Source organism: Pseudomonas sp. TH15, from assembly GCF_016651105.1.
Lineage (GTDB): Bacteria > Pseudomonadota > Gammaproteobacteria > Pseudomonadales > Pseudomonadaceae > Aquipseudomonas.
On record NZ_JAEKEL010000001.1, the window covers coordinates 2,707,755 to 2,732,116 of the forward strand.

General features: G+C 60.0%; 12 protein-coding genes and 2 pseudogenes. 4 read left to right on the forward strand and 10 right to left on the reverse strand.

Annotation, left to right across the window (positions count from 1 at the left end):
• Window positions 1-78: 78 nt before the first annotated feature.
• From JFT87_RS12320 to speB, 6 genes are all read right to left on the reverse strand, one after another.
• Window positions 79-330 carry an acyl carrier protein gene (locus tag JFT87_RS12320; RefSeq protein ID WP_201201618.1) on the reverse strand — a complete coding sequence of 84 codons (252 nt, stop codon included), beginning with the start codon at window positions 328-330 and terminating at the stop codon, window positions 79-81.
• Window positions 331-384: 54 nt separating this feature from the next.
• On the reverse strand, window positions 385-1,110 hold the full coding sequence (locus tag JFT87_RS12325; protein ID WP_201201620.1) for an MBL fold metallo-hydrolase: 726 nt from the start codon (window positions 1,108-1,110) through the stop codon (window positions 385-387).
• Between the two features lie 85 nt (window positions 1,111-1,195).
• Window positions 1,196-2,575 (reverse strand): sodium:solute symporter, encoded by a 1,380-nt coding sequence (locus JFT87_RS12330; protein ID WP_201201622.1) that lies wholly within the window; start codon window positions 2,573-2,575, stop codon window positions 1,196-1,198.
• Window positions 2,576-2,803: 228 nt separating this feature from the next.
• Entirely contained in the window at window positions 2,804-4,321 is a 1,518-nt protein-coding gene (locus tag JFT87_RS12335; protein WP_201201623.1) for a purine-cytosine permease family protein, read from the reverse strand.
• A gap of 54 nt (window positions 4,322-4,375) precedes the next feature.
• Complete coding sequence (locus JFT87_RS12340; protein WP_201201625.1) at window positions 4,376-4,798, reverse strand: YybH family protein; 423 nt, start codon at window positions 4,796-4,798, stop codon at window positions 4,376-4,378.
• Between the two features lie 9 nt (window positions 4,799-4,807).
• Window positions 4,808-5,758 carry an agmatinase gene (speB, locus tag JFT87_RS12345; protein WP_123515356.1) on the reverse strand — a complete coding sequence of 317 codons (951 nt, stop codon included), beginning with the start codon at window positions 5,756-5,758 and terminating at the stop codon, window positions 4,808-4,810.
• A 396-nt stretch (window positions 5,759-6,154) separates the two neighbouring features.
• On the opposite strand from speB, the gene JFT87_RS12350 reads away from it, so the two are divergent.
• Complete coding sequence (locus JFT87_RS12350) at window positions 6,155-7,051, forward strand: LysR family transcriptional regulator (protein WP_201201626.1); 897 nt, start codon at window positions 6,155-6,157, stop codon at window positions 7,049-7,051.
• 13 nt (window positions 7,052-7,064) lie between these two features.
• Window positions 7,065-7,661, forward strand: a complete 597-nt coding sequence (locus JFT87_RS12355) for a tRNA-uridine aminocarboxypropyltransferase (RefSeq protein ID WP_201201627.1) — start codon at window positions 7,065-7,067, stop codon at window positions 7,659-7,661.
• A gap of 140 nt (window positions 7,662-7,801) precedes the next feature.
• On the opposite strand, the pseudogene JFT87_RS12360 reads toward JFT87_RS12355, so the two are convergent.
• The 3 genes and pseudogenes from JFT87_RS12360 to JFT87_RS12370 form a co-directional block, all read right to left on the reverse strand.
• Window positions 7,802-9,162 (reverse strand): annotated as a pseudogene (locus JFT87_RS12360) (HlyD family type I secretion periplasmic adaptor subunit).
• A 560-nt stretch (window positions 9,163-9,722) separates the two neighbouring features.
• Window positions 9,723-11,881: pseudogene (locus tag JFT87_RS12365) on the reverse strand (type I secretion system permease/ATPase).
• A 219-nt stretch (window positions 11,882-12,100) separates the two neighbouring features.
• A complete protein-coding gene (locus JFT87_RS12370; RefSeq protein WP_201201628.1) occupies window positions 12,101-13,459 on the reverse strand; it encodes a TolC family outer membrane protein in 1,359 nt (452 codons plus the stop codon).
• 532 nt (window positions 13,460-13,991) lie between these two features.
• On the opposite strand from JFT87_RS12370, the gene JFT87_RS28380 reads away from it, so the two are divergent.
• Entirely contained in the window at window positions 13,992-16,121 is a 2,130-nt protein-coding gene (locus JFT87_RS28380) for a retention module-containing protein (protein WP_242487252.1), read from the forward strand.
• Window positions 16,118-21,856 (forward strand): Ig-like domain-containing protein, encoded by a 5,739-nt coding sequence (locus tag JFT87_RS12375; RefSeq protein WP_242487253.1) that lies wholly within the window; start codon window positions 16,118-16,120, stop codon window positions 21,854-21,856. Before JFT87_RS28380 ends, JFT87_RS12375 begins: the two co-directional genes overlap by 4 nt.
• Window positions 21,857-21,937: 81 nt before the next feature.
• Here JFT87_RS12375 and JFT87_RS12380 read toward each other — a convergent pair whose 3' ends face one another.
• Window positions 21,938-23,872, reverse strand: coding sequence for a hypothetical protein (locus JFT87_RS12380; protein WP_201201629.1), 1,935 nt, complete (start codon window positions 23,870-23,872; stop codon window positions 21,938-21,940).
• Window positions 23,873-24,362: the final 490 nt, after the last annotated feature.

The window sequence follows — 24,362 nt, forward strand, 5'->3', positions numbered from 1 at the left end:
GCTTCGCAGCCCAACGGGGATAAATCCCCTCGCCACAGGGATCTCTAACATCCTGATGGATGTATTTGGCATTCCTTCTCAATGCTGTCCAATCTCAATTAAAAACCGACTCAAATCATTCGCTGTCCTGGCGGTCTTGAGCATCCGGTCTTCCTCCGCCGTAAACGCGGTCAACCCCAGCTCATCTTCCAGATGGAAGATCAGCTCCTCGATATCTTCTTTATCCAATCCCAACTGCGCCAGGCTGACGTGGTCGTCGAAGTCCTTCCGATCTTCCAGCAGGCGGCTGATAAAGCGATGCACAGCAGCACGAACGGCAGCTCTTTTCATGGTCGCTCTTCGAGGGCGTTATTGTTGTTGTCCCTGCGCTGAGTACAGCAGGCTTCAGCCGTGCGAGCGCTGCCACTCGTCAATCATCCCGCGTAAATGCTCCCCGGAAAAACTCCCGAAATGCCCGCCATGTACCGTGCGGATCGGCAACGCATGCAAGCGTTGCAGGCTGCGGGCGTAGTCGTCGAGGTTGGAGTGGTAGGCGTCTTCGATCAGCGGCCCGTCGTAGATGATGTCGCCGCTGAACAGCGTCTCGGTTGCCGCTTCATACAGGCTGATACCACCCGGCGAATGCCCCGGCGTGTGCAGCACTTGCAGCACGCGATCACCCAGGTCCAGCACATCGCCTTCTTCAATCATGCCCGTGGCCGGCGCGGCTTTGACCCGGTATTCGGCGTAGCACAGCGGGCAATCGGGATGCGCTTCGAACATCTCGTCGCCGACAAACGCCGTGCTCAAGGTGTTCTCGCCGTCGGGCGCAGCGAGAATCTGCGCTTCGGCCGGGTGCACCAGTCGTTCAGCAAATTCGTGATGCCCGGCGATATGATCGAAATGGCAATGGCTGGCCACCGCCACCAGCGGCCGCTCGGTGATCCACGGTAGTTGCTCGCGCAGGCTCACCAGCCCCGAGCCGCTGTCCAGCAGCAAATCCTTGTCGCGGCCCTGGATGTGCCAGAGGTTGCAGCGGTAGAAGGGGCGGATGTAAGGCTCGTGAATCAGGTGAATGCCGTCACTGAGCTGTTTGACCTCGAACCACTGATCACGAGAAACAATCTTCATCAAAGGTTTTCTCCAGACGAAAAAAAACGGGTGTGGCAACCGACGCCACACCCGTCGAAGAAAGCATCAAGTCTCTATAGAAAGCTTAGACGGCGCTCGCCACCACGGAAGGGCGACGGGACATCAGGCTGACCAGCACAAAGCTCACCAGACCTACGCCGAGGCTGTAATAGATCGGCGTGTTGGCGTCCAGACCGTCCTTGAACATGAACACCAGCGCGGTGGCGAAGCCCATGCCCATGCTGGCGATGGCGCCGGCGGTGGTTGCGCGCTTCCAGAAAATCGCACCGATCAACGGGATCAGCATGCCACCTACCAGCAGGTTGTACGCCAGGGTCAGGGCGCTGATCACGTCGTTGACCACCAGGGCGATGCCGAGCACCACCAGGCCGGTCAGCAGGGTGAACAGACGGTTCATGCCCAGGCTCGACTGTTTACCGCCGCGCAGTTTCGGTAGCAGGTCTTCGGTCAGGGTGGTGGCAGCGGCGAGCAGGCCGGCGCTGGCGGTGGACATCATCGCAGCCAGTGCCGCGGCAATTACCAAGCCACGGATACCGTCCGGCAGGGACAGCTTAACGATGGCGGCGAAGGCGTTGTTGACGTTGTCCAGGTCCGGAATCAGTACGTGAGCGGCCATGCCGATCAGGGCGCAGGCCAGTCCGTAAAGGATGCAGTAGAAGCCTGCGAATGTACCGGCGACCTGAGCCACTTTGGCGCTCTTGACGGTGAACACCCGTTGCCAGATGTCCTGACCGATCAGGATGCCGAAGAAGTAGATCATGAAGTAGGTAATGATCGTGTCCCAGCCGATGGTGGTGAAGCTGAAGGCGCTCGCCGGCAGTTTCAACACCAACTGATCCCAACCACCGACGCGGTACAGGCAGATTGGCAACAGGATGAACATCAGGCCCACGGTCTTGATCACGAACTGGACGATGTCGGTCAGGGTCAGCGACCACATGCCGCCGATGGCCGAGTAGATCACCACCACGCCACCACCGAGCAATACCGAAATCCAGAACGGCAGGCCGAACAGCACTTGCAGCACGGTGCCAATGGCCAGGATCGAGACCACGCCGATCATCAGCGCGTACGCCAGCATGATCACCGCGCTCGCCGAGCGGGCCATCGGGTTGTAGCGTTTTTCCAGCACCTGGGTAACGGTGTAGATCTTCAGTTTCAGCAGCGGTTTGGCGAGGAACAGGTTCAGCGCGACGATCCCGCAACCCAGTGCGGCGCACAGCCAGAAACCGGAGATGCCATGGACGTAGCCCAGGCGTACGGTGCCAACGGTGGACGCGCCGCCGAGTACGGTGGCGGCCATGGTGCCCATGTAGAGGCTCGGGCCGAGGTTACGACCGGCGACCAAAAAGTCTTCGTTGGTCTTGGCTTTGCGCATGCCGTAGTAGCCGAGTAACAGCATCGCGGCGGCGTAGATGAGTACGACGGTTAAATCCAGTGCCATGATGGCGTGTCTCCGATTGTCTTTTTTATGGTGAGGCTGAATAGCATTGCTGTGATGCGGGCTTTTGTGGCGAGGGGACTTGCCCCCGCTGGGCTGCGAAGCAGCCCCAAATTCCGCAACCGAGTTTCTTCAGGGGAAACCCAATCGCCTGTTTTGCGACTGCTGCGCAGTCGAGCGGGAGCAAGCTTCCTCGCCACAGGTATTCACCACATCAGCATGTTTTGTTTATCAGGCGGCTTGGCGCATCGCCGGTTTAGCGAGCGAATCCGTGCCCTTGCTGCGTACATCGTCCGGGCCAAACACTTCCCGCGATTCCGGGAACAGGCTCAACAACGCCAGGTACACCAGCGACGCCAGGCCCAGGGTCACCGGCAGGCTGATGTCGATACCGCCGGCCAGGTTGCCCAGCACACCCACAAATTGCCCCGGCAGGTTCACGAAGCACAAACCTACCAACGCACTCGGGATCCAGGCACCCAGGCCACGCCAGTTCCAGCCGTGGGTGAACCAGTAGCGGCCACCTTTCTCGCCGCGGGTGAACACTTGCAGGTCATCCGGGCAGTAGAAGCCGCGGCGCACGACCAGGCCGATGATCATGATCACCATCCATGGCGTGGTGCAGGTGATGATCAGCACGGCGAAGGTCGACACGCTCTGCACCAGATTCGCCGCAAAGCGCCCGATGAAGATGAAGGCAATCGACATCACGCCGATCAGCAACGTCGCCTTGACCCGCGACAGCAGCCGAGGGAACACGCTGGAAATGTCCAGCCCGGTGCCATACAACGAGGTTGTGCCGGTGGACATGCCGCCGATCACCGCAATCATGCACACCGGCAGGAAGAACCAGTTCGGCGACACCGCCAGCAGACCGCCGACGTAGTTGTTGGCCGCGATGTAGTCCGGTGCCTTGATCGCCACGATGGTCGCGGTGGCCAGGCCGAACAGGAACGGGATGAAGGTCGCGATCTGCGAAATCACCACAGCCGCCATGATCCGGCCTTTTGGTGTATCGCGCGGGATGTAGCGCGACCAGTCGCCGAGGAACGCACCGAAGGAAATCGGGTTGCTCATCGCCACCAGCGCAGCACCGATGAACGCGGCCCAGAAGCCCGGTTGACCCATGCTGACGGTGCCGGCGAAGTTCACATCGAAAGGCCCGGCGAAGGCGAAGATGCCCAGCAGGAACAGCAGGCTGGCGCTCCACACCGCGATCTTGTTGACCCACAGCAGGAAACGGAAGCCGTAGATGCACACCGTCAGCACCAGAATCGCGAACAGACCATAGGCCAGGCCCAGTGTCAGGTCGGTTTCCGGCAAGCCGATCAGGCGTTTGGCACCACCGATCAGCGCATCACCTGAACTCCACACCGAGAGCGAGAAGAAGGCGATGGCGGTCAACAGCGACAGGAACGAACCGACGATCCGCCCGTGCACACCGAAGTGCGCGCCGGAGGACACGGCGTTGTTGGTGCCGTTGATCGGGCCGAACAGGCCCATCGGCGCGAGGATCAGCGAGCCGAGCAATACGCCCGACACAATCGCCCAGACGCCGGCCTGAAACGACAGACCGAACAGCACCGGGAAACTGCCGAGCACGGCGGTGGCAAAGGTATTCGAACCGCCGAAGATCATCCGGAACAAATCCGTCGGGCCTGCGTTACGTTCGCTGTCCGGGATCTGTTCGACCCCGTAGGTTTCAATTTGCGTAAGGCTTTGGTCTTTGTCTTTGTTGTTTTTATTCATGATCAGCTCCGATCATAAAGGCGCGCTCATCGTGCGTGAGCGTCACCTGTTTGGCTAAGGGGATGGCAGCCCTTCCGGCATTGCGGACAAATGTTCGTGGCAGGCCAGCCAATGGCCTTGTTGTTCTTGGCCAGACGCTTGTTTCTTGAAAACAATCGTCTCGCGCTCCTGGCTGAAGTGTTGCTCCCCTTGCATGCGCAGCTCGGTGGCTACGTCATGGATGAAAATCGCCACGTCACCCTGCAGGCTGACGAAGGCGTTGCTCGAGGTGCACGAGAGCACTTCAAAGCCATCCTCGGCGCGCCAGTTGTCCCACAACGCCTGATAGGCATCGCGCGACAGCAGGGGCTGTTCGAGGGTGTAGAACACGAAGCTCGCGTCGGTGCTGAACGCACCGAAGTAGGCTTCGCGATCGTTACGGGTAAAGGCTGTCACCAGGTCGGCGGCAGCTTTCAGAACCTGATCGCGTTCGTTCATGACCAATCCTCAGCGGTGGGCCACGCCAGGCAGTACGCAGAGCATTTCGTACAGCAGGTTGGCAGCCAACAGCGAGGTGTTGCCGGTGGTGTCGTAAGCGGGCGAGACTTCTACCAGATCGCAGCCGACCAGGTCGAGGCCTTGGCAGCCACGGACGATTTCAATCGCCTGAATGGTCGTCAGACCGCCGATTTCCGGGGTGCCGGTGCCAGGTGCCCAAGCCGGATCGATGCCGTCGATGTCGAAACTCAGGTACACCGGACCGCCGCCGACTTTCTCGCGAACTTCGGCCATCAGTGGTGCCAGGGATTTGTGCCAGCACTCTTCGGCTTGAACAACGCGGAAGCCTTGTTTGCGGCTCCAGTTGAAGTCTTCGGAGGTGTAGCCCTGGGCGCGCAGACCAATTTGCACGACGCGGTCCGGGTCCAGCAGGCCTTCTTCGACAGCGCGACGGAAGGTGGTGCCGTGGGCGATTTTCTCGCCGAACATGTGATCGTTCACATCGGCGTGGGCGTCGATGTGCACCAGGCCGACCTTGCCGTGCTTTTTATGGATCGCACGCAGGATTGGCAGGGTGATGGTGTGGTCGCCGCCTAGGGTCAGCGGGATCACATCGTGTTCGAGGATGCTGTGGTAGGACTCTTCGATGATCCGCACGGCGTCCAGCAGGTTGAACGTGTTGATTGCCACATCACCGATGTCAGCGACCGACAGGGAATCGAATGGTGCAGCGCCGGTGGCCATGTTGTACGGGCGGATCATCACCGATTCAGCGCGGATTTCGCGGGGTCCGAAACGGGTGCCGGGGCGCAGCGAGGTGCCGATGTCCAGCGGCACGCCAATGAAGGCAGCATCCAGGCCGGCAGCGGTAGGCAAATGGGGAAGTCGCATCATGGTGGCGATGCCGCCGAAGCGCGGCATTTCATTGCCGCCCAGTGGTTGGTGAAGAATCTTGTCCACGGGTAAGGCCTCATCGTCGTTGTTTTATTTATGTTGGTTGCACCGGTCGGGGAGACACGGGCGAACCTTGTGGCGGCGATTCTGCGAAATGTAGTGGGCGGGAAGAATCGCTATGGGCAAATACTTAGTTCAGATTTTTCTAAACTAATGGTGGTGGGCGGATTAGACTTTGCCCTCTTGGGATTCTGGCCTGGCTGAACATCGCCGCCCCTCACCCCAGCCCTCTCCCAGAGGGAGAGGGGGCCGACCGAGTTGTTGGCGGAATCTGCATCGACCTGAAAAATCGAGTCGAACTCAGGATTTGAAAGCCTTGGAGATCAGCTCCCTCTCCTCGGGGAGAGGGCTGGGGTGAGGGGCTTTTCCTACAGACACACAGTGGCAAAGCCCGGAGTAGACATGGCCAACGCTTTACCCGACCTGAAACTATTACGCATCTTCGTCAGCGTGGTCCGTCATCAGGGGTTCGCCAACGCCCAGCAAGAGCTCAACCTCTCGACCTCGGCGATCAGCACTTACATGAGCCAGCTCGAAGCCGCGCTTGGCCTGGTGCTCTGCCATCGTGGTCGCGGTGGTTTCAGCCTGACCAGCAAGGGCGAGTTGTTCCACCAGGAAACCCTGCGTCTGTTGGGCGAGCTCGAAGGCTTCGAACAATACGCGGCAGCGCTAAAGGGCGAACTGCGCGGCACGCTGAACCTCGGCGTCATCGATTCCACCGTCAGCGACAAGGCGTTGCCTTTCGCCGAAGCCATCGGCGCCTACACCCAGGAACACCCGGCCGTGCATTTGCACTTGTCGGTGATGAGCCCTTACGAACTGCAACTCGGCGTGCAGGACAACCGCCTCGATCTGGCCATCGGTGCGTTTTCCACACGCATGAGCGGGCTGGTCTATATGCCGCTGTACCGCGAACAGCACTGGCTGTATTGCAGCAGTCGGCATCCGCTGTTCACCGAACGGCGGATTCCCGAACAAGTCATCACCCAGCAACGCATGGTCGGGCGCGGTTACTGGAGCCAGGCGGAACTGGCGCGTCACGGCTTCAAACACAGCGCCGCCACCGTGGAAAGTATGGAAGCCCAACTGATTCTGGTGTTGTCCGGCGCCTACATCGGCTACCTGCCGGAGCACTACGCCCAGGCTTGGGCCGACAAGGGCGATCTGCGGGTGTTGCTGCCGGCGACGTTCGGCTATCAGGCACCGTTTTCGATGATCGTGCGCCGTGGCCGAAGCCGCGAACCGCTGATCCAGACCTTCCGCGACTTGCTCAAAGCACAGCTCAACCCGGCTGCTTAAAGGAAAAGCAAGCATGTCCAGAATCCAATGCCCGCGCTGCCTGCGCCCACAAACCCATTGCCTGTGTCCGCTGATCCCGAGCCTCGACAGCCGCACCCGGGTGTTGCTGTTGCAGCATCCCAGCGAAGTGAACCATGCGCTGAACACCGCACGACTAGCGGCGTTGGGATTGCAGAATGCCGAGTTGATCGTGGGTGAAGTGTTCGAGGATTTGCCGGCGCTGTTGAACCGGCCGGGCTATCAGGCGCGGTTGTTGTTTCCTGCCGAAGAGGCGCGGCCATTGCAGGCTTACGCTGCATCCGATGAACCGCTGCTGCTGGTGGTTCCGGACGGCACCTGGCGCAAGGCGCGCAAGATGCTGCACCTTAATCCGTTGCTGGCGGCGTTGCCCCGAGTGACGTTGCTGGATGGAGGTGTGTCGCGCTATCGGTTGCGCAAGGCGCCGGGGCCGGGGGCGTTGTCGACGGTGGAGGCGATTGTGCAGGCGTTGCAGACACTCGAGGCGCCGATGACGTTTGAGCCGTTGTTAAAACCGTTTGAGGCGTTGATCGAGGGGCAGATTGCGGCGATGGGGGAGGAGACCTTTCAGCGTAATCATGGCGATAAATAATTGCTGAAGCGGCTGGCCTCTTCGCGAGCAGGCTCGCTCCCACATTTGATCGAAGGTGGGCACAAACTCTGTGTCATCCCCTTGTGGGAGCGAGCCTGCTCGCGAATGCGTCAGATCTATCCATGCACTGTTCGCAGTGTCTATCGTTCGCGCATCGCCTCGGTCCGTGCCTTCAGCACCGGTTTCAGCAGATAATCCAGGACACTTTTCTCCCCGGTAATAATATCCACCGTCGCCACCATCCCCGGAATGATCAGCAACGGTTTCACGTCCCCGCCCAAATGGTTTTTATCGGTCCTGACCTGAATCAGATAGAAGCTGTTGCCCTTGTCGTCAGTAATCGTGTCAGCGCCGATCAGCTCAAGCTTGGCGCTCAGCCCACCGTAAATCGTGTAGTCATAAGCACTGAACTTGACCATGGCTTTCTGACCTGGATGCAGGAACGCGACGTCCTGCGGCCGCACCTTGGCTTCAATCAACAAATTGTCTTCCAGCGGCACGATTTCGACCATGTCACTGCCCGGCTGAACCACGCCGCCGATGGTGTTGACCTTCAGTTGCTTGATCACGCCATGCACCGGCGAAGTGACGGTTGTGCGGCTGACTCGGTCGTCGATGGCGATGCTGGAAGCGGTGATTTTCGACAGGTCGGTGCGTTTCTGATTGAGGTCCTTGGCCGCGTCGGAGCGGAAGGTCTGTTCCGATTCGTCGATCTTGCTCTTGATCTCGTTGATCGCCGATTCCGCCCGGGGATCGCCAGCGTCGTCGCGTTCAGCGAGCCACGAATTTCCACCGCGCTGCGCTTGAGCCGCAGGATTTCCACTGGCGATACCGCGCCCGTGCCGACCAGCGGCGCCGACATGTTCATCTCTTGCTGCAGCAACGCGAGGCTGGAGCTGAACTGGCCTTGCTTGGAGCGAAATTCGGCCAGCTCCTGAGTTTTCTGGCGCAGTTGTTCGGTGAGGGTGCGTTGCTCACTGGCCAGCCGGCGCTGGCGCTGGTCGTACAGCGCCCGTTCGTCTTCGGCGACCTGTGGCGCCTTGGCGACCACCTCGTCAGACAGCTTGAACGGACGTCCCTCGGCTTCGGCGGAGAGGCGTTCAACCTGCGCGGTCAGCGCATAGCGATCGGCCTCGCTTTCACCCTTGTTCGATAGAAAACGCGTGTCATCCAGGCGCAACAGCTTGTCGCCCTTGTTCACCATCTGCCCTTCACGCACGAAGATTTCGGTAACGATGCCGCCCTCAAGGTTCTGGATCACCTGGACCTTGCTCGATGGAATCGCCTTGCCTTCGCCCATGGTCACTTCTTCGAGCACGGCGAACTTGGCCCAGACCAGTGCGCTGATCAGCAACGCCGCCGCCAGCCACACGGTAACGCGCGACCAGCGCGGCGAATCCTGCAACGAGGCGCCGGCGGTTTCCGGCATGAACTCGGCCTCGGCGCTTTTGCCGAAGCTGTCGAAGTAGCCGCGTGATTTGCTATCTGAAGAAGCCGACATGGGGCGATACCCCTCAATTAAGAAAAATCAAACTGCATGACAAACCAGTGACCCATACGCTTCCCAGTGAGCAGAAAGCTTCCCTGTGGGCCAGAGAATTTCCCTGTGACCAGAAAACTTCTCTGTGGCCAGAGAGTTTCCCAGTGACCAGAAAATTTCTCTGTGGCCAGAGAGCTTCCCGGTGACCAGAAACTTCTCTGTGGCCAGAGAGTTCCCAGTGACCAGAAACTTTTCTGTGGCCAGAGAGTTCCCAGTGACCAGAAACTTCTCTGTGGCCAGAGAGTTTCCCCGTGGCGAGGGGATTTATCCCCGTTGGGTTGCGCAGCAGCCCCAAAAATCTTATGGGCGCTGCGCACCCAAACGGGGATAAATCCCCTCGCCACAGGTTCTGTGCAGGCCACATGCTCTGTGCAGGAAACAGGCTCTGTGCATGACACAGGTTCTGTGCAGGACACAGGTTTTGTGCAGACCACAGGCTCTGTGCAGGCCACAGGTTCTGTGTAGCCACAGGTTCTATGCAAACCATTGGGTTGGTGAAAGCCATGATCATGTGTACGCATCTACACCGCCGCCGAGCCGACGCGGCCCTTGCGCAGTGCATCGATGACCGCGTCTTTCGGGCCGTCGGCGACGACACGACCGTTGTCCAGCACCAACAGCCGATCCACCAGGCTCAGCATCGAGGTGCGGTGGGTGACCAGCAGCAGGGTTTTGCCTTGTACCCAGTCATGCAGTTTCTGCCGCAGTTGGTCTTCGCTGCTGTTGTCCATGGCGCTGGTCGGTTCGTCGAGCAACATGATCGGCGGGTCGAGTAGCAGCGAGCGCGCCAGCAACACCGCTTGGCGTTGCCCCCGGAGAGCAGTTGTCCACGTTCGCCCACTGGCCGGTCGAAACCTTGCGGATGCTGGCGGGCCAACTCGGTGACACCGGTCAGCTCCGCCACTTCGAGCATGCGTGAATCGCTGATGTAGCGCGCACCGAGGGTCAGGTTGTCGCGCAGGCTGCCGGCCAGCAGCGGCAGGTCGTGGGCGACGTATCCGATCTGCTGGCGCAGGTCGGCGACATCCAGTTGCCGCAGGTCAAGACCATCGAGCAGCAACTGGCCTTCTTCGGGTTCGTAGAAGCCCATCACCAGTCGCGCCAGGGTGCTTTTGCCCGAACCACTGCGGCCAATGATGCCGACCCGCTCACCCGGTTTGAGGCTGAAACTGACATTGCTCAGGGCCGGCGCATTCTGGCCGTTGTAGTGAAAAGTCACGCCGCTCACGTCCAGAGCGCCTTGCAGTTGTGTGCGTTCCAGCGGTCGCTGTTTGCCGTCGCGCTCTTGCGGCAGCGACATCAGCGCATCGGTGCTTTTCATGGTCAGTTGCGCTTGCTGGTAACGGGTGATCAGCCCGGCGATCTGCCCCAGCGGCGCGAGTACACGGCTGCCGAGCATGTAACTGGCGACCAGTGCGCCGACACTGAGGTTGCCGGCGATGATGCTGTAAACCCCGGCAACAATCGTCGCCATCCCGGAAAACTGCTGAATGAACAGTGTGCCATTGGTCGCCAGCGCCGACAGATTGCGCGCGTGGCTGTCGAGGCGGGTGAGGGCGCCGTGGGTACTTTCCCATTTGTGCTGACGCTCGCTTTCGGCGCTGCAGGCCTTGAGGGTTTCCAGCCCGCCGAGGGTTTCGATCAGCACCGCCTGACGTTCGGCGCCCAGGCTCAGGCTCTTCTGTACGGTGTCGCGCAGACGCACTTGAATCGCCAGCGCGAAGATGATGGTGATCGGAAACGCCAGCAACGGAATGACCACCAGCCAGCCGCCGAGCAAACCGATCACCACCAGCATCAGTACAACAAAAGGCAAGTCGATCAGGCTGGTCAACGTCACCGCTGTCAGAAACTCACGCAGGCCCTGGAAGTCATGAATGCTCTGCGCGAAACCGCCGATGGTCGCCGGCCGTGCCTTCATCGACATGCCAGTGATGCGTTCAAACAACGTCGCAGAAAGAATCACATCGGTTTTCTTCCCGGCGGTGTCGAGCAAGTGCGCGCGCACCACCCGCAGCACCAGTTCGAAACCGGTGCCGATGAGCAGGCCGATCGACAGCACCCACAGGGTCGACGTGGCTTGATTCGGCACCACGCGGTCGTAAGTCTGCATGACGAACAGCGGCACCATCAGGCCCAACAGGTTGATCAGGAAACTGGCGAGTATCGCGTCGCTGTAGAGCCATTTCGATAGCTTCAAGGTGTCGCGAAACCAGGCATGCACGCGGGGTACCAGCGGCGAACGGAGGTCTTCGAGTTCATGCCGGGGCCGAGCGAACAGCGCCTGGCCGCTGTAGTGTTCGCTGAGTTCGTCGCGGCTGACCCACTGCTCGCCGCCATCGGCTTCACTGGGCAGGATCAGCGCTTTGCCGTCATCGCCAAAACGCCGCAACACGGCGGTGCGACCGTCGTTGAGCAATAACAGGATCGGCAGGTTGAGTGGCGAGATGTTTTTCAGTTCGCGGCGCAAAATCCGCGCCTGCAAACCGGCCCTGGCGGCGGCGCGGGGCAGCAGGTCGAGGCTCAGGCGTTGTTTGTTCAACGGCAGCCCGGCACTCAGGCTGGCACGACTGACTGTCGCGCCATGGAGTTTGCAGAGGATCAACAGACCGTCGAGTAACGGATCATCGAAGCTCAGCCGCGGATCGACCCCGGAGTGGCCGGGTTCCATGCTGGTCATATTGATCGCCTCTGTTGGACTGGCTCGAGTATCCACACATCACCCCTGTAGGAGCTGCCGCAGGCGGCGATCTTTTGATCGTTCCCACGCGGCGCGTGGGAACGCCTCTAGAGACGCTCTGCGTCCCGTGACGCGGAGCGTCACTGGCTACATTCCGGAGCGTGGGAACGCTGAAAAACATCAAAAGATCGCAGCCTTCGGCAGCTCCTACATAAAGGGTTACTTCAGTTCCGGCAGGCGTGCTTCGTTTTTCACCTCGGTCGCGGCGATCGCATCCGCTGGCAATACCACCCGTTGTTTGCTCAACAACTGACCCATGTTCGCCAGCACGCGGTACATCGAGTATTCCTCGGTGTAGCGAATTTCGGTGTAGCGGCGGTTGGCGTTGTAGAGCTCGTTTTCGCTGTCGAGCAAGTCGAGCAGGGTACGTTGGCCGAGGCCGAACTGATCCTGATACGCGGCGCGTACGCGTTTGGTGGTTTCGGCGTATTCGCGGGCGGTCGGGGTTTGCTTCTTGGCATTGACCATCGCGTTCCAGGCCAGGTGAATGTTTTCGTTGAGCTGACGCAGGGCGTTGTTGCGGATGTCCATCGCCTGATTGATCTGGTGCGCGTCGGAGGCCAGTCGGGCCTTGTCGCTGCCGCCACGGAACAGGTTGTAGTTCATGATCACGCCGACACGCCATTCGTTGTCGTGGCCTTCGTCGCCCTGCACGTTGTTGTTCGCGCCCACCGCTGCTTCAGCGTCGAAGCGTGGATAAAACGGCGACTTGGCAACTTCGTACTGGCTCTCGGCCGATTGCACGTCAGCCTGCGCCGATTTCAGATACGGGTTGTTCTCGACCATGCTCTGCTGGGCTTCAGGCAGGCTCGTGGGCAATTCCCCACGGGTCGACGGTGGCGCTTCCAACTCGTCGGGCATGCGCCCGACCACGCTGTAGAAATTCGACTCGGCATCCGCCAGGTCGACTTCGGCAGTGTCGAGGTTGTTTTGCGCCAGCGCTTTACGGGCGACCGATTGATCGGAGTCGGCGGTGCTGCCAATGCCGCGCTCGGTGCGCAGGCCGATCTGATCGTTGACCCGCAAGTGCGCCTGCAAATTGTTCCGGGCCAGTGTCACCAGTTCGCGGCGCTTGAGCACTTCGAGGTAGACCTCAATGGTGCGCAGCGCCAGATCCTGAGCAGTGCCTTGTGCGTAGTAAGCGCGCGAGTTGGACACGCCCTTGGTGCGCTCGACCTCGTTGGCGGTGTTGAAACCGTCGAAGAGCATTTGCCGCAGACGCAGCTCGGACTGGGTGTAATTGAGAATGCGCGTGTCGTGATTGCCAAACGCGCGAGTGTTGGTGTTATCGCTGTAGCCGCGACCGTAAGCGGCGTTCAAGTCGACGGACGGATAGAACCCGCCCTTGGCCACTTTGACTTGTTCATCAGCTGAAAGGCGGGCGTCCACGCGCGAGGCGAGTTCCGGGTGGGTGGCGATGGTGCTTTGGATCGCCTCGGTGAGGTTCATGGCCTGGGCTTGAGAAGTGCAAGCCATGGCCAGCAAAACCGCGCTGCAGAGGGGGGTTAGAACGCGCATGGGTGCATCTCCCTGAGTCCTGATGGTGTGTTACTGTCGCCAAATATTTGACGATATTTTTAGCTGTAAGCGTTTCACTCTTGTAACAACAGAGCTAAGAACATCCTGAAGCGTAGCTAAGAAAAAATTTTCATAAGGCTTATGCCGAAAAAACTTATGCGCTTTGTAAAAACCGGCACATTGTTCAGCACGAAAGCCTTTGTTTTAGGTGCTTTAGGGAGCGCAAAAAGGCTTGAGGAAAGTTCCACTCACTTTGCGACATACGGCGAAGTACTGCTGAAGGGGAGGGACGCGTAGCGGCAAATGAGCGACAGTTTTTTGTCACTCGGGTGATTCACCGCCGTTACGTAGCGTTAGCAGGCAAGCGGTCTTGATCAGGGCTCGGAAGTGCTTGATAGCACTGAAATTTCCTCATCGGGCGCGACCTGCGAAACGAACTGTCGAGGGTGCGAGCGTCGCCCCGACAACCCGATTGAGCCATGGGCTGCTTCGCTTACCAGTGCCGACGGTGGTCGGCAGCGGAGGATTTCACATGGCAACGCTCATCGGTACAGTCATTAAAGTCATTGGCCAGGTTTTCGCCCAGGCAACCGACGGCACCCGTCGTGCTCTGGTTGAGGGCGACCGCCTGTTTGCCGGCGATCAACTGATCACCGGGGCGGAAGGCGCCGTTGCCGTTCATCTGCAAAATGGCCAGGAACTGACCCTGGGCCGCGACAGCAGCCTGACCATGACCGGCCAATTGCTCGCCGATCAGGCCGCGCATGTGAATGCGCCGGAGGCGGTGACGCCGAGCGAAGCGCAACTGACCGACGTCGAGCAGATCCAGAAAGCCATTGCCGCCGGTGACGACCCGACCAAAACCGCTGAAGCCACCGCCGCCGGCCCCAACGCACCGGGCGGCGCGCCTGGAGAATTGGGCGGCGGTCACAGTTTTGTCTTGCTGACGGAAGTCGGCGGGCGGGTAGACCCGATCATTGGCTTCCCGACTGCCGGGTTCGGCGGTATTCCCGAGTTTCCCGAAGAGCGGCACAACGTTGTCGTCGACAACGGCACCCCGGCGCCCATCGTGCCGCCACCGATCAACAACATCGTGACCCTCAGCGGCCTGGCCGTGCCTGGCGGTGAGTTGACTCTCAATGAAGCCAATCTGCCTGACGGCTCGGCTGCCAATCCCGGTGCGCTGACGCAGAGCGGCAGCTTCACGGTGACGGCGCCGGACGGTTTGAGCAGCCTCAGTGTTGGCGGCATCAACCTGATCAATGCAGGGGTGGCGGTCGGTTTTCCGCAGTCGATCACCACACAATTGGGCAACACCCTGACCATCACCGGGTACAACCCGGCCACCGGCGTGGTCACTTACAGCTACACCCTCAACGGCAATGAGGCCCACGCTGCCGGTGATGGCGCGAACAACCTCAGCGAACAGTTCACGGTGATTGCCGGCGACAGCAATGGCGACACCGCGACTGGCACGCTCGACGTCAATATCACCGATGACGTGCCCAGAGCAGTGGATGACAGCAACGCTTCGACGGCTTCGGAAACCTCGCTGACGCTGACCGGCAACGTGCTGACCAATGACGTGCAAGGCGCCGACCGCGTACCGACCGGCCCCGTCACCGCTGGCACTTTTACCGGCACTTACGGCACGCTGGTACTCAACGCCAACGGCACTTACACCTACACGCTGAACACCAACGACGCCGACTTCAAAAACCTCCACGGCGGCGGCAACGGCACAGAGAACTTCACCTACACCATCACCGATTCGGATGGTGACAAAAGCACCGCAAACCTCGTCTTGCAGATCCACAACAACGATGACCCAGTGATCATCAACGGCTTGAACGTCGAGGGTGGCGAGCTGACGGTTTACGAGAAAAACCTCAGCGACGGCAGTGCACCGGATTCTGCGGCGTTGACGCAAAACGGCACGTTCACCATCACGGCACTCGATGGCGTCACAACGCTGACCATTGGTGGTATCGCCGTCGTCACCAATGGCGTGGCTGCCGGGTTCCCGCAATCGGTCACCACGCCGCTGGGCAGCACACTGACCATTACCGGTTTCAACGCTGCGACCGGTGTTGTCAGTTACAGCTACACCCTGGATCACAACGACGCGCACCCGACAGCCAATGGCGCCAACACGCTCAACGAACAGTTCGCGGTGACGGTGGTCGATGACAACGGCACCACTGCCAATGCCTCGCTGGACGTGAACATTGTCGATGACCTGCCAAAAGCCGTGGATGACTCGAATGCGGGCACGGCGTCGGAAACCAATCTGACGTTGACCGGCAACGTTCTGACCAACGATGTGCAGGGCGCAGACCGTGTAGCGACCGGCCCGGTGACTGCGGGTACGTTTACCGGGACCTACGGGACTTTGGTGCTGAATGCCAATGGCACGTACACCTATACGCTGAATCCGACCGACGCTGATTTCAAAAATTTGCACGGTGGTGGTAATGGGACCGAGACCTTCACCTACACCATCACTGACTCCGATGGCGACACCAGCACGGCGAACCTCGTCTTGCAGATCCACAACAACGACGATCCGGTGGTCATCAGCGGCCTCGATGTGAACGGTGGTGAGCTGACGGTTTACGAAAAAACCTCAGCGACGGCAGTGCGCCGGATTCCGCTGCGTTGACCCAAAACGGCACCTTCACCATTACAGCACTCGATGGCGTGACAACGTTAACCGTCGGTGGCATCGCCGTCGTCACCAATGGCGTGGCTGCCGGGTTCCCGCAATCGGTCACCACACCGCTGGGCAGCACGTTGACCATCACTGGGTTCAACGCCACAACCGGTGTCGTCAGCTACAGCTACACCCTGGTCGACAACGAAGCGCATCCAACCGCCAATGGCGCGAATAACCTGCCTGAGCAGTTCGCCGTCACCGTGGTCGATGACAACGGCACAACGGCCAACGCGACTCTCGATGTGAACATCATCGACGACCTGCCAAAAGCGGTGAATGACAGTAACGTCAGCACCGCCTCGGAAACCAATCTGATCCTCACCGGCAACGTCCTGACCAATGACGTACAAGGCGCCGACCGCGTACCGACTGGCCCGGTCACCGCAGGGACCTTTACCGGCACCTACGGCACTTTGGTGTTGAATGCCAACGGCACTTACACCTACACCCTCAACACCAACGACGCCGACTTCAAAAACCTGCACGGTGGTGGCAACGGCACCGAAACCTTCGCCTACACCATCACCGATTCCGATGGCGATACCAGCACTGCGAACCTCGTCTTGCAGATCCACAACAACGACGATCCAGTGGTCATCAGCGGCCTCGATGTGAACGGTGGTGAGCTGACGGTTTACGAGAAAAACCTCAGCGATGGCAGTGCCCCGGACTCCGCTGCGTTGACCCAAAACGGCACGTTCACCATTACCGCATTGGACGGTGTCACCACGCTGACCATCGGTGGCATCGCCGTCGTCACCAATGGCGTGGCTGCCGGGTTCCCGCAATCGGTCACCACACCGCTGGGCAGCACACTGACCATCACCGGTTTCAACGCTACTACCGGGGTTGTCAGCTACAGCTACACCCTGGTCGACAACGAAGCGCATCCAACCGCCAACGGCGCGAACAACCTGCCTGAGCAGTTCGCCGTCACCGTGGTCGATGACAACGGCACCACCGCCAACGCGACTCTCGATGTGAACATCATCGACGACCTGCCAAAAGCGGTGAACGACAGCAACACCGGCACCGCATCGGAAACCAATCTGATCCTCACCGGTAACGTCCTGACCAACGATGTGCAAGGCGCCGACCGCGTTCCCAGCGGCCCCGTCACTGCCGGGACCTTCACCGGCACCTACGGCACCTTGGTGCTGAATGCCAACGGCACTTATACCTACACCCTCAACACCAGCGACGCCGACTTCAAAAACCTGCACGGCGGTGGCAACGGCACCGAAACCTTCGCCTACACCATCACTGACTCCGATGGCGACACCAGCACTGCGAACCTCGTCCTGCAGATCCACAACAACGACGATCCAGTGGTCATCAGCGGTCTCGATGTGAACGGTGGTGAGCTGACGGTTTACGAGAAAAACCTCAGCGACGGCAGTGCACCCGATTCCGCTGCGTTGACCCAAAACGGCACGTTCACCATCACCGCATTGGACGGTGTCACCACGCTGACCGTCGGTGGCATTGCCGTCGTTACCAACGGCGTGGCCGCAGGCTTCCCGCAATCGGTTACCACTCCGCTGGGCAGCACGTTGACCATCACCGGGTTCAACGCCACAACTGGCGTTGTCAGCTACAGCTACACCCTGGTCGACAACGAAGCGCATCCATCCGCCAACGGCGCGAACAACTTGCCTGAGCAGTTCGCCGTCACCGTGGTCGACGACAACGGCACCACCGCCAACGCGACGCTCGATGTGAACATCATCGACGACCTGCCAAAAGCCGTGAACGACAGCAACGTCGGCACCGCCTCGGAAACCAATCTGATCCTCACCGGCAATGTCCTGACCAACGACGTACAAGGCGCCGACCGAGTACCGACTGGCCCGGTCACCGCTGGGACCTTCACCGGCACCTACGGCACCTTGGTGCTGAATGCCAACGGCACTTACACCTACACGCTGAACACCAACGATACCGATTTCAAAAACCTGCACGGCAATGGCAACGGCACCGAAACTTTCACCTACACCATCACCGATTCGGACGGCGATACCAGCACTGCCAATCTGGTGCTGAACATCCACAACAACGACGACCCGGTGATCCTCAACGGCCTCGACGTCAATGGTGGTGAACTCACCGTCTACGAGAAAAACCTCAGCGACGGCACTAGCCCCAACCCGACGGCGCTGACCCAAAGCGGCACCTTCACCGTCACCGCACTCGATGGCTTGCAAACCCTGACCGTGGGCGGCATTGCCGTCGTCACCAACGGTGTCGCCGCAGGCTTCCCGCAATCGGTTACCACGCCGCTGGGCAGCACGCTGACCATCACCGGTTATAACGCCAGCACTGGCGTCGTTAGCTACAGCTACACCCTGGTCGATAACGAAGCGCATCCGACCGGTAACGGTGCCAACAGCCTCACTGAGAACTTCAACGTTGTCGCCACCGACGGCGACGGCAGCACCGCGTCCGGGCAGATCAACGTCAATATCATCGATGATTTGCCTACCGCCAAAGCCGACACTGGTTCGGTGACGGAGGGCGGCACGGTCAATATCAGCGTGCTCGGCAACGACGTCACCGGTGCCGATGGCGCAGCGGCGGGCGGTGCGGTGGTGGGCGTGCGCGCCGGCAGCAACACCGCGACGTCGGCGATCGGCGGACTCAACAGCAACATCAACGGCAACTTCGGTTACCTGACCCTGGATGCTTTGGGCAACGCCGTTTATCACAGCAATCCGAACTCGGTGAGCCCACCGGGTGCGACCGACACGTTCACCTACACCATCCGCGACGGTGACGGCGACGAAAGCACCACGACCATCACCGTCAACGTCGCCGACAGCAAATTGGTGGCCTCGGTCGACCAGGACGTGACGGTCTACGAAAAAGCCCTCGACCTGACCAAGGACGGCCAGGATCTGGCCCCCGGTACGGTCACCGGCAGCGATCCGACCAACACCGGTGAAACCGCCACCGGCACGCTGGTCGGCGCGGTCACGGGCGGCAGCGGCGCGATCACTTACACCCTCGTCGGCAGCGCCACCGGCACTTACGGGCAGATCCAGCTCAACGCCGACGGCACCTACACCTACACGCTGACCTCGGCACCGAAAACCACGCCGAATGCTAACGACGGCGCGAACACCCTCAGCGAAAGTTTCACCTACAAAGCCACTGATGCACTGGGCAACAGCACCACCAGCACCATCGTCGTCAACATCGTCGACGACGTACCGAAAGCGGTCGCTTCGGATCGTTCGGTGGCCGCCGTGGAGATCGACTCGAACATCCTCATCGTCCTCGACATCTCCGGCAGTATGGCCGATGCCTCGGGCGTGCCGGGCCTGTCACGGCTGGATCTGGCCAAACAGGCGATCAGCGCCTTGCTCGACAAATACGATGATCTCGGTGATGTGAAAGTACAGTTGGTGACCTTCAGCAGCAGCGCCACCGACCGCACCTCGGTATGGGTCGACGTCGCGACGGCGAAGGCCTTGCTCGCCGGCCTGAATGCCGGTGGCGGCACCAACTATGACGCCGCGGTGGCGACCATGTACAACGCGTTCAACACCTCGGGCAAACTCACCGGGGCGCAGAACGTCGGGTACTTCTTCTCCGATGGCAAACCCACCAATGGCCAGGACATCGGCACCAGCGATGAAGCCACGCTCAAAGCGTTCCTTGATGCCAACAACATCAAGAACTACGCGATCGGCCTCGGCAGCGGCGTGAGCAACGCCAACCTGGATCCACTGGCGTATGACGGCATCAGCCACACCAACACCAATGCGGTGGTGGTCACCGATCTCAACCAGCTCAACTCGGTGTTGTCCGGCACCGTGGAAGGCGCGCCAGTCACCGGTTCGCTGTTGGGCGAGGGCGGTACGTTCGGCGCCGATGGCGGCTTCATCAAATCCATCGTCGTTGACGGCACCACCTACACCTACGATCCGAAAGCCCTGAGCGGCCAAGGCTCGTTGACCGCGACCGGAGGCGTCAACCACGGCACCTTCAACACTGTGAACAACACGTTGAGCATCGCCACCAACAACAGCGGCACGCTGGTGATCAACCTCGACACCGGCGACTACACCTACACCTCGCAGAAAACCACGGCGGTGGTGATCACCGAGAACATCGGTTTCACCCTCAGCGACAACGACGGCGACCTCGCCAGCTCGACGCTGACGGTGAAAGTGATCCCCAACGCGCCTCCGGTGGCAGCGGATGACCACGTCATCACCAACGTGCTGTCGAGCAACATCGTCGTGCCAGGCGAACTGCTGCTGGCCAACGACACCGATCCAAATGGCGACACGCTCAACGCCTCGCCGACCACCTTCAACACCGGTTGGGCCGCCAAAGGTGCGGACTTCACCGGCACAGGTGCGATCACCTTCAATGGTACGGGCAACACTGCAGCCAACCAGAGCCTGGCCGACGTGCGCAATTCGTTCGCCGCCAACACCGCGGCGATGACCGCCATGCTTGTGGTCAGCGGCTATCTCGGCGCGGTAAACACTGCCAATGCCAACGATGAAGACCTGATTACCGTCAAACTGAAACAGGGCGAAACCCTCAACCTGGATCACAACCTGGCGGCCGGGCACATCACCATGGAGTATTCGCTCAATGGCGGCGCGTTCGTCGCCATTGCCGACGGCGGCACCATCACCGCCAGCGCCGATGGTACCTACCAGATCCACATCACCAACATTACCAACACCAGCGGCAGCAACCCGACGGCGGCGGAAAATTATCAACTGACCATGACGGTCAACTACGCCGGGGCGCACGACATCACCCCGGACTACCACGGCACATACACCGCCAACGACAACCATGGCGGCAGCGACACGGCCAACGTGACCATCACTTATCAGGACGGCCACACTCTCACCGGGACCTCGGGGGATGACGTGTTGGTGGCCGGTACTGGCGACAACATCCTCAACGGTGGCGACGGCAACGACGTGCTCACCGCAGGCAGTGGCAACAACGAACTGCACGGCGGCGCCGGCAACGACTTGCTCTACAGCGGTCCGGGCAATGACCTGCTCGACGGCGGCACCGGCATCGACACCGCCAGCTACGCCCACGCCACAGCGGGGGTGACGGTCAACCTGAGCCTGCTCGGTGCGCAAAACACCATCGGTGCCGGCACCGACACCCTCACCGGCATCGAAAACCTCGTCGGCTCGAACTTCAACGACACCCTGACCGGCGACAACAATAACAACGTGATCAACGGAGGATTGGGCAACGACATCCTCAACGGCGGTGGCGGCGATGACTTGCTGATCGGCGGCATGGGCAACAACACGATGACTGGCGGGCCGGGAGCCGACACCTTCCAGTGGCTCAAGGGCAACAGCGGCCACGACACCATCACCGACTTCACCCCCGGCACCGACAAGCTCGACCTGTCGCAACTGCTCCAAGGCGAAAACGGCACCACAGCGTCGCTGGACGACTACCTGCACTTCACCGTCACCGGTACCGGCGCGTCAGTCGTGACCAGCATCGACGTCAGCGCGATGGCCGGCGCTACGCCGAACCAGACCATCGACCTCGCCGGCGTCAACCTTGCCAGCCACTACGGCGTAACGCCTGGGGCGGGCGGGATGATCGCCAGCGGGCACGACACGGCGACGATCATCAGCGGGATGTTGAATGATCATTCGTTGAAGGTGGATACGGTTTGATCGAGGGCTGAGACGACAAGACCGCCGCCCTGATGAAACAGGACGGCGGTCTTGTCTTTCTGACGGCATGCTCTTCAGGCGCTATAAGTCGAGTAACTGCAGTTCCAGATTGTCCACCTGATAATCGTTGCCGACCCCCGAATCGACATGACTGACAATAGCCAGAGTCATCTCGCTGGCGCTGGCGACGAAGTTGCCTGACAAGTTTGTCCAGACCAGGTTTCTGAGGGTTATCGGCCCGGTAATGGCAACGCCTCCGGCGCTCAGCGACAGCGACGGTGCAGCATAGTCACCGCGAAAACGGAAGCAGTTGATCGTCAACGAATATCGGCCACCGGGCTTCAGATTGGCGAATTGTTTCTGCAGCACAACGCCCGCCGAGTTGTCGCTGTAGGTGTAATTTTGCGCCCTGTAGTTGCCTTGCTCGAACACGATGGTCCAGTCATTCGGACGCGTTGCTGGACCCCGACGCCAGCCATTCCAGTCATATAGGTCAAAATTTGTCAGGTCGTGCTCCAGCGGCGGCTCGGTCGCCTTGCCGATCCGCAGTTCCAGCAAAGGTGATTGCACTGACGCGCGGCCGGGGTTGATCACCTTGTAGTGCACCGTCAGAGGATTGCCGGCGAAAGGTGCGATGTAACGGCTGCCTGCATCAAAGGTCAGGGGCAGGTTGGGGTCAGTAATGGTGCGCCCGAAAATATAGCGAAGCGTGACCCCGAGTGGATCGACGACCTGCCAGAACAGTTGCACCGACGCACCGGCTTTCAAGGCCCAGTAATCGGGAATGAACACCTTCGCCATGCTGGTGTTGGCGGGTAGCTCGTTCTCCACGACTTGCTCGATGAACGGCGGGCGTAGCGTGAAGGCGCCGCCCTGGATGGTGATATTGGTCGGTTTGGACAGTTGCGGCGCGCCAGTGCCTCCTTTGCTGAGGGTGTAAGTCAGGCGCAGAGAGCCCCGGATCAGCGCCAGCACGCGTTCATTTTCAACTTCAAAATAAATCACGCTGCTCATCCCGTCCAAGGACTGGGTGTACGTGAACGTGACCGCTTCGCCCGTTTCCGTGAGGCCCTGCAGAGTCAGTTGCAACTGGTCATTCTTTGCATAGTTGCTGAGGAAAATCACCACTCGCGCCGGCCCACCAAGGAGCAGGTCATGATTGAGTATGTTGCCCGGTGCCCTTTCGACGGCGGGGGCTGGCAGCAATGTGATTCCCGGTTTGCTTTGCAGGAGCAGTGCGTCCGACCAGCCGCTCTGATTATGAACCCTGTCGGTCAACTGATAGCGCACCACCAGCGAATCGGTTGGTGGCAGTGTGGCGAGCAATTTGGGTGTCAGTTCAAAAATAATGGCGGCCGCTGCATTGGTGACGGTGAATACCAGCGTCAGTGGTCCGAACGCGAGTGTCACGACATCCTCCAGAGCCTGATGCAAATAGGGTTCTATGGTCACGCGCATGCCGTTATCGATCACGCTTTGGTCAATGATCGTTTCCGAGGCGATAGGCAGCGGCAAGCCCTGGTTGAATGGCTTGCCACCGTCGATGTCCGGTTTGCCCGGCGGAAAACTTTTGTAGAACAGCAAATAGGGCGTTGAGCTTTCGGCGTTACCGCTGATGCGCTTCACAGTGATAGACAGCGGCTGGTTTCCCGGATGCGGATACCTCGAACTCATGTCACTGGCGCAGATATGGAAAGGCACATCTCGGGGCGCGCCGTCGGCATCGAAATTTTCAATGGTTACAGGAAACGAGGCCACGGGGACAAAGACATCGCCGAGAAAAACATCGATATGGTCACCGACAGCCATCTGCTGATAGCTGAGGATGTACACCAGCAAGCCCTGAACATCGCTGTGTACCATGCTGTAGTTGACTCCCAGCGCACCATCGCTCAGCGGTTTGTAACCGATGACATACGGCGGTGGTACGGCAAGCACGCCAATGTTGCCGGACGGCGGTGGAAAGATGACGACCTGTTCTTCTGAAGCGCTAGCGCTGCTGGTGGTCTGGCTCATGAGCAATAACCCATCGTCGGGGAGGCGGATGCCCTGGCGGGCGACATTGATTTCCTCGATTAGAACCGCACTGACCGACACCGCCTACTGTCAGATCTGACAGGTGCGCTAACGTTTAAGACCAATGGTCAGCCTGAGGCCGGCGGGTGGGTACGGTTGTGGATTCCTGAACTGAAACCGTCCGCTGCAGGAGCTGCCGAAGGCTGCGATCCCTTGATCTTGTCTTTTAAAAGAAACATCAAAAGATCGCAGCCTTCGGCAGCTCCTACAGGGTGTGTTTTTTAGTCGGCAATTGGTCTCCCACGCACAGCCGCCATGACATCAATCGCAGACAGATCGTCTTCGATGAGCTTTGGAGCACTGGTGCGCACAAGCCGGCGGACTCTGGCGTAGCTATATCCAGAGGCGCAGGGGTTTGTAGTCTGCCAGTCACGTCCGCAAGTTGATTGAATACATTGGTTGTTCAGGGAGTTAAAAAAAGTGGGTGGCT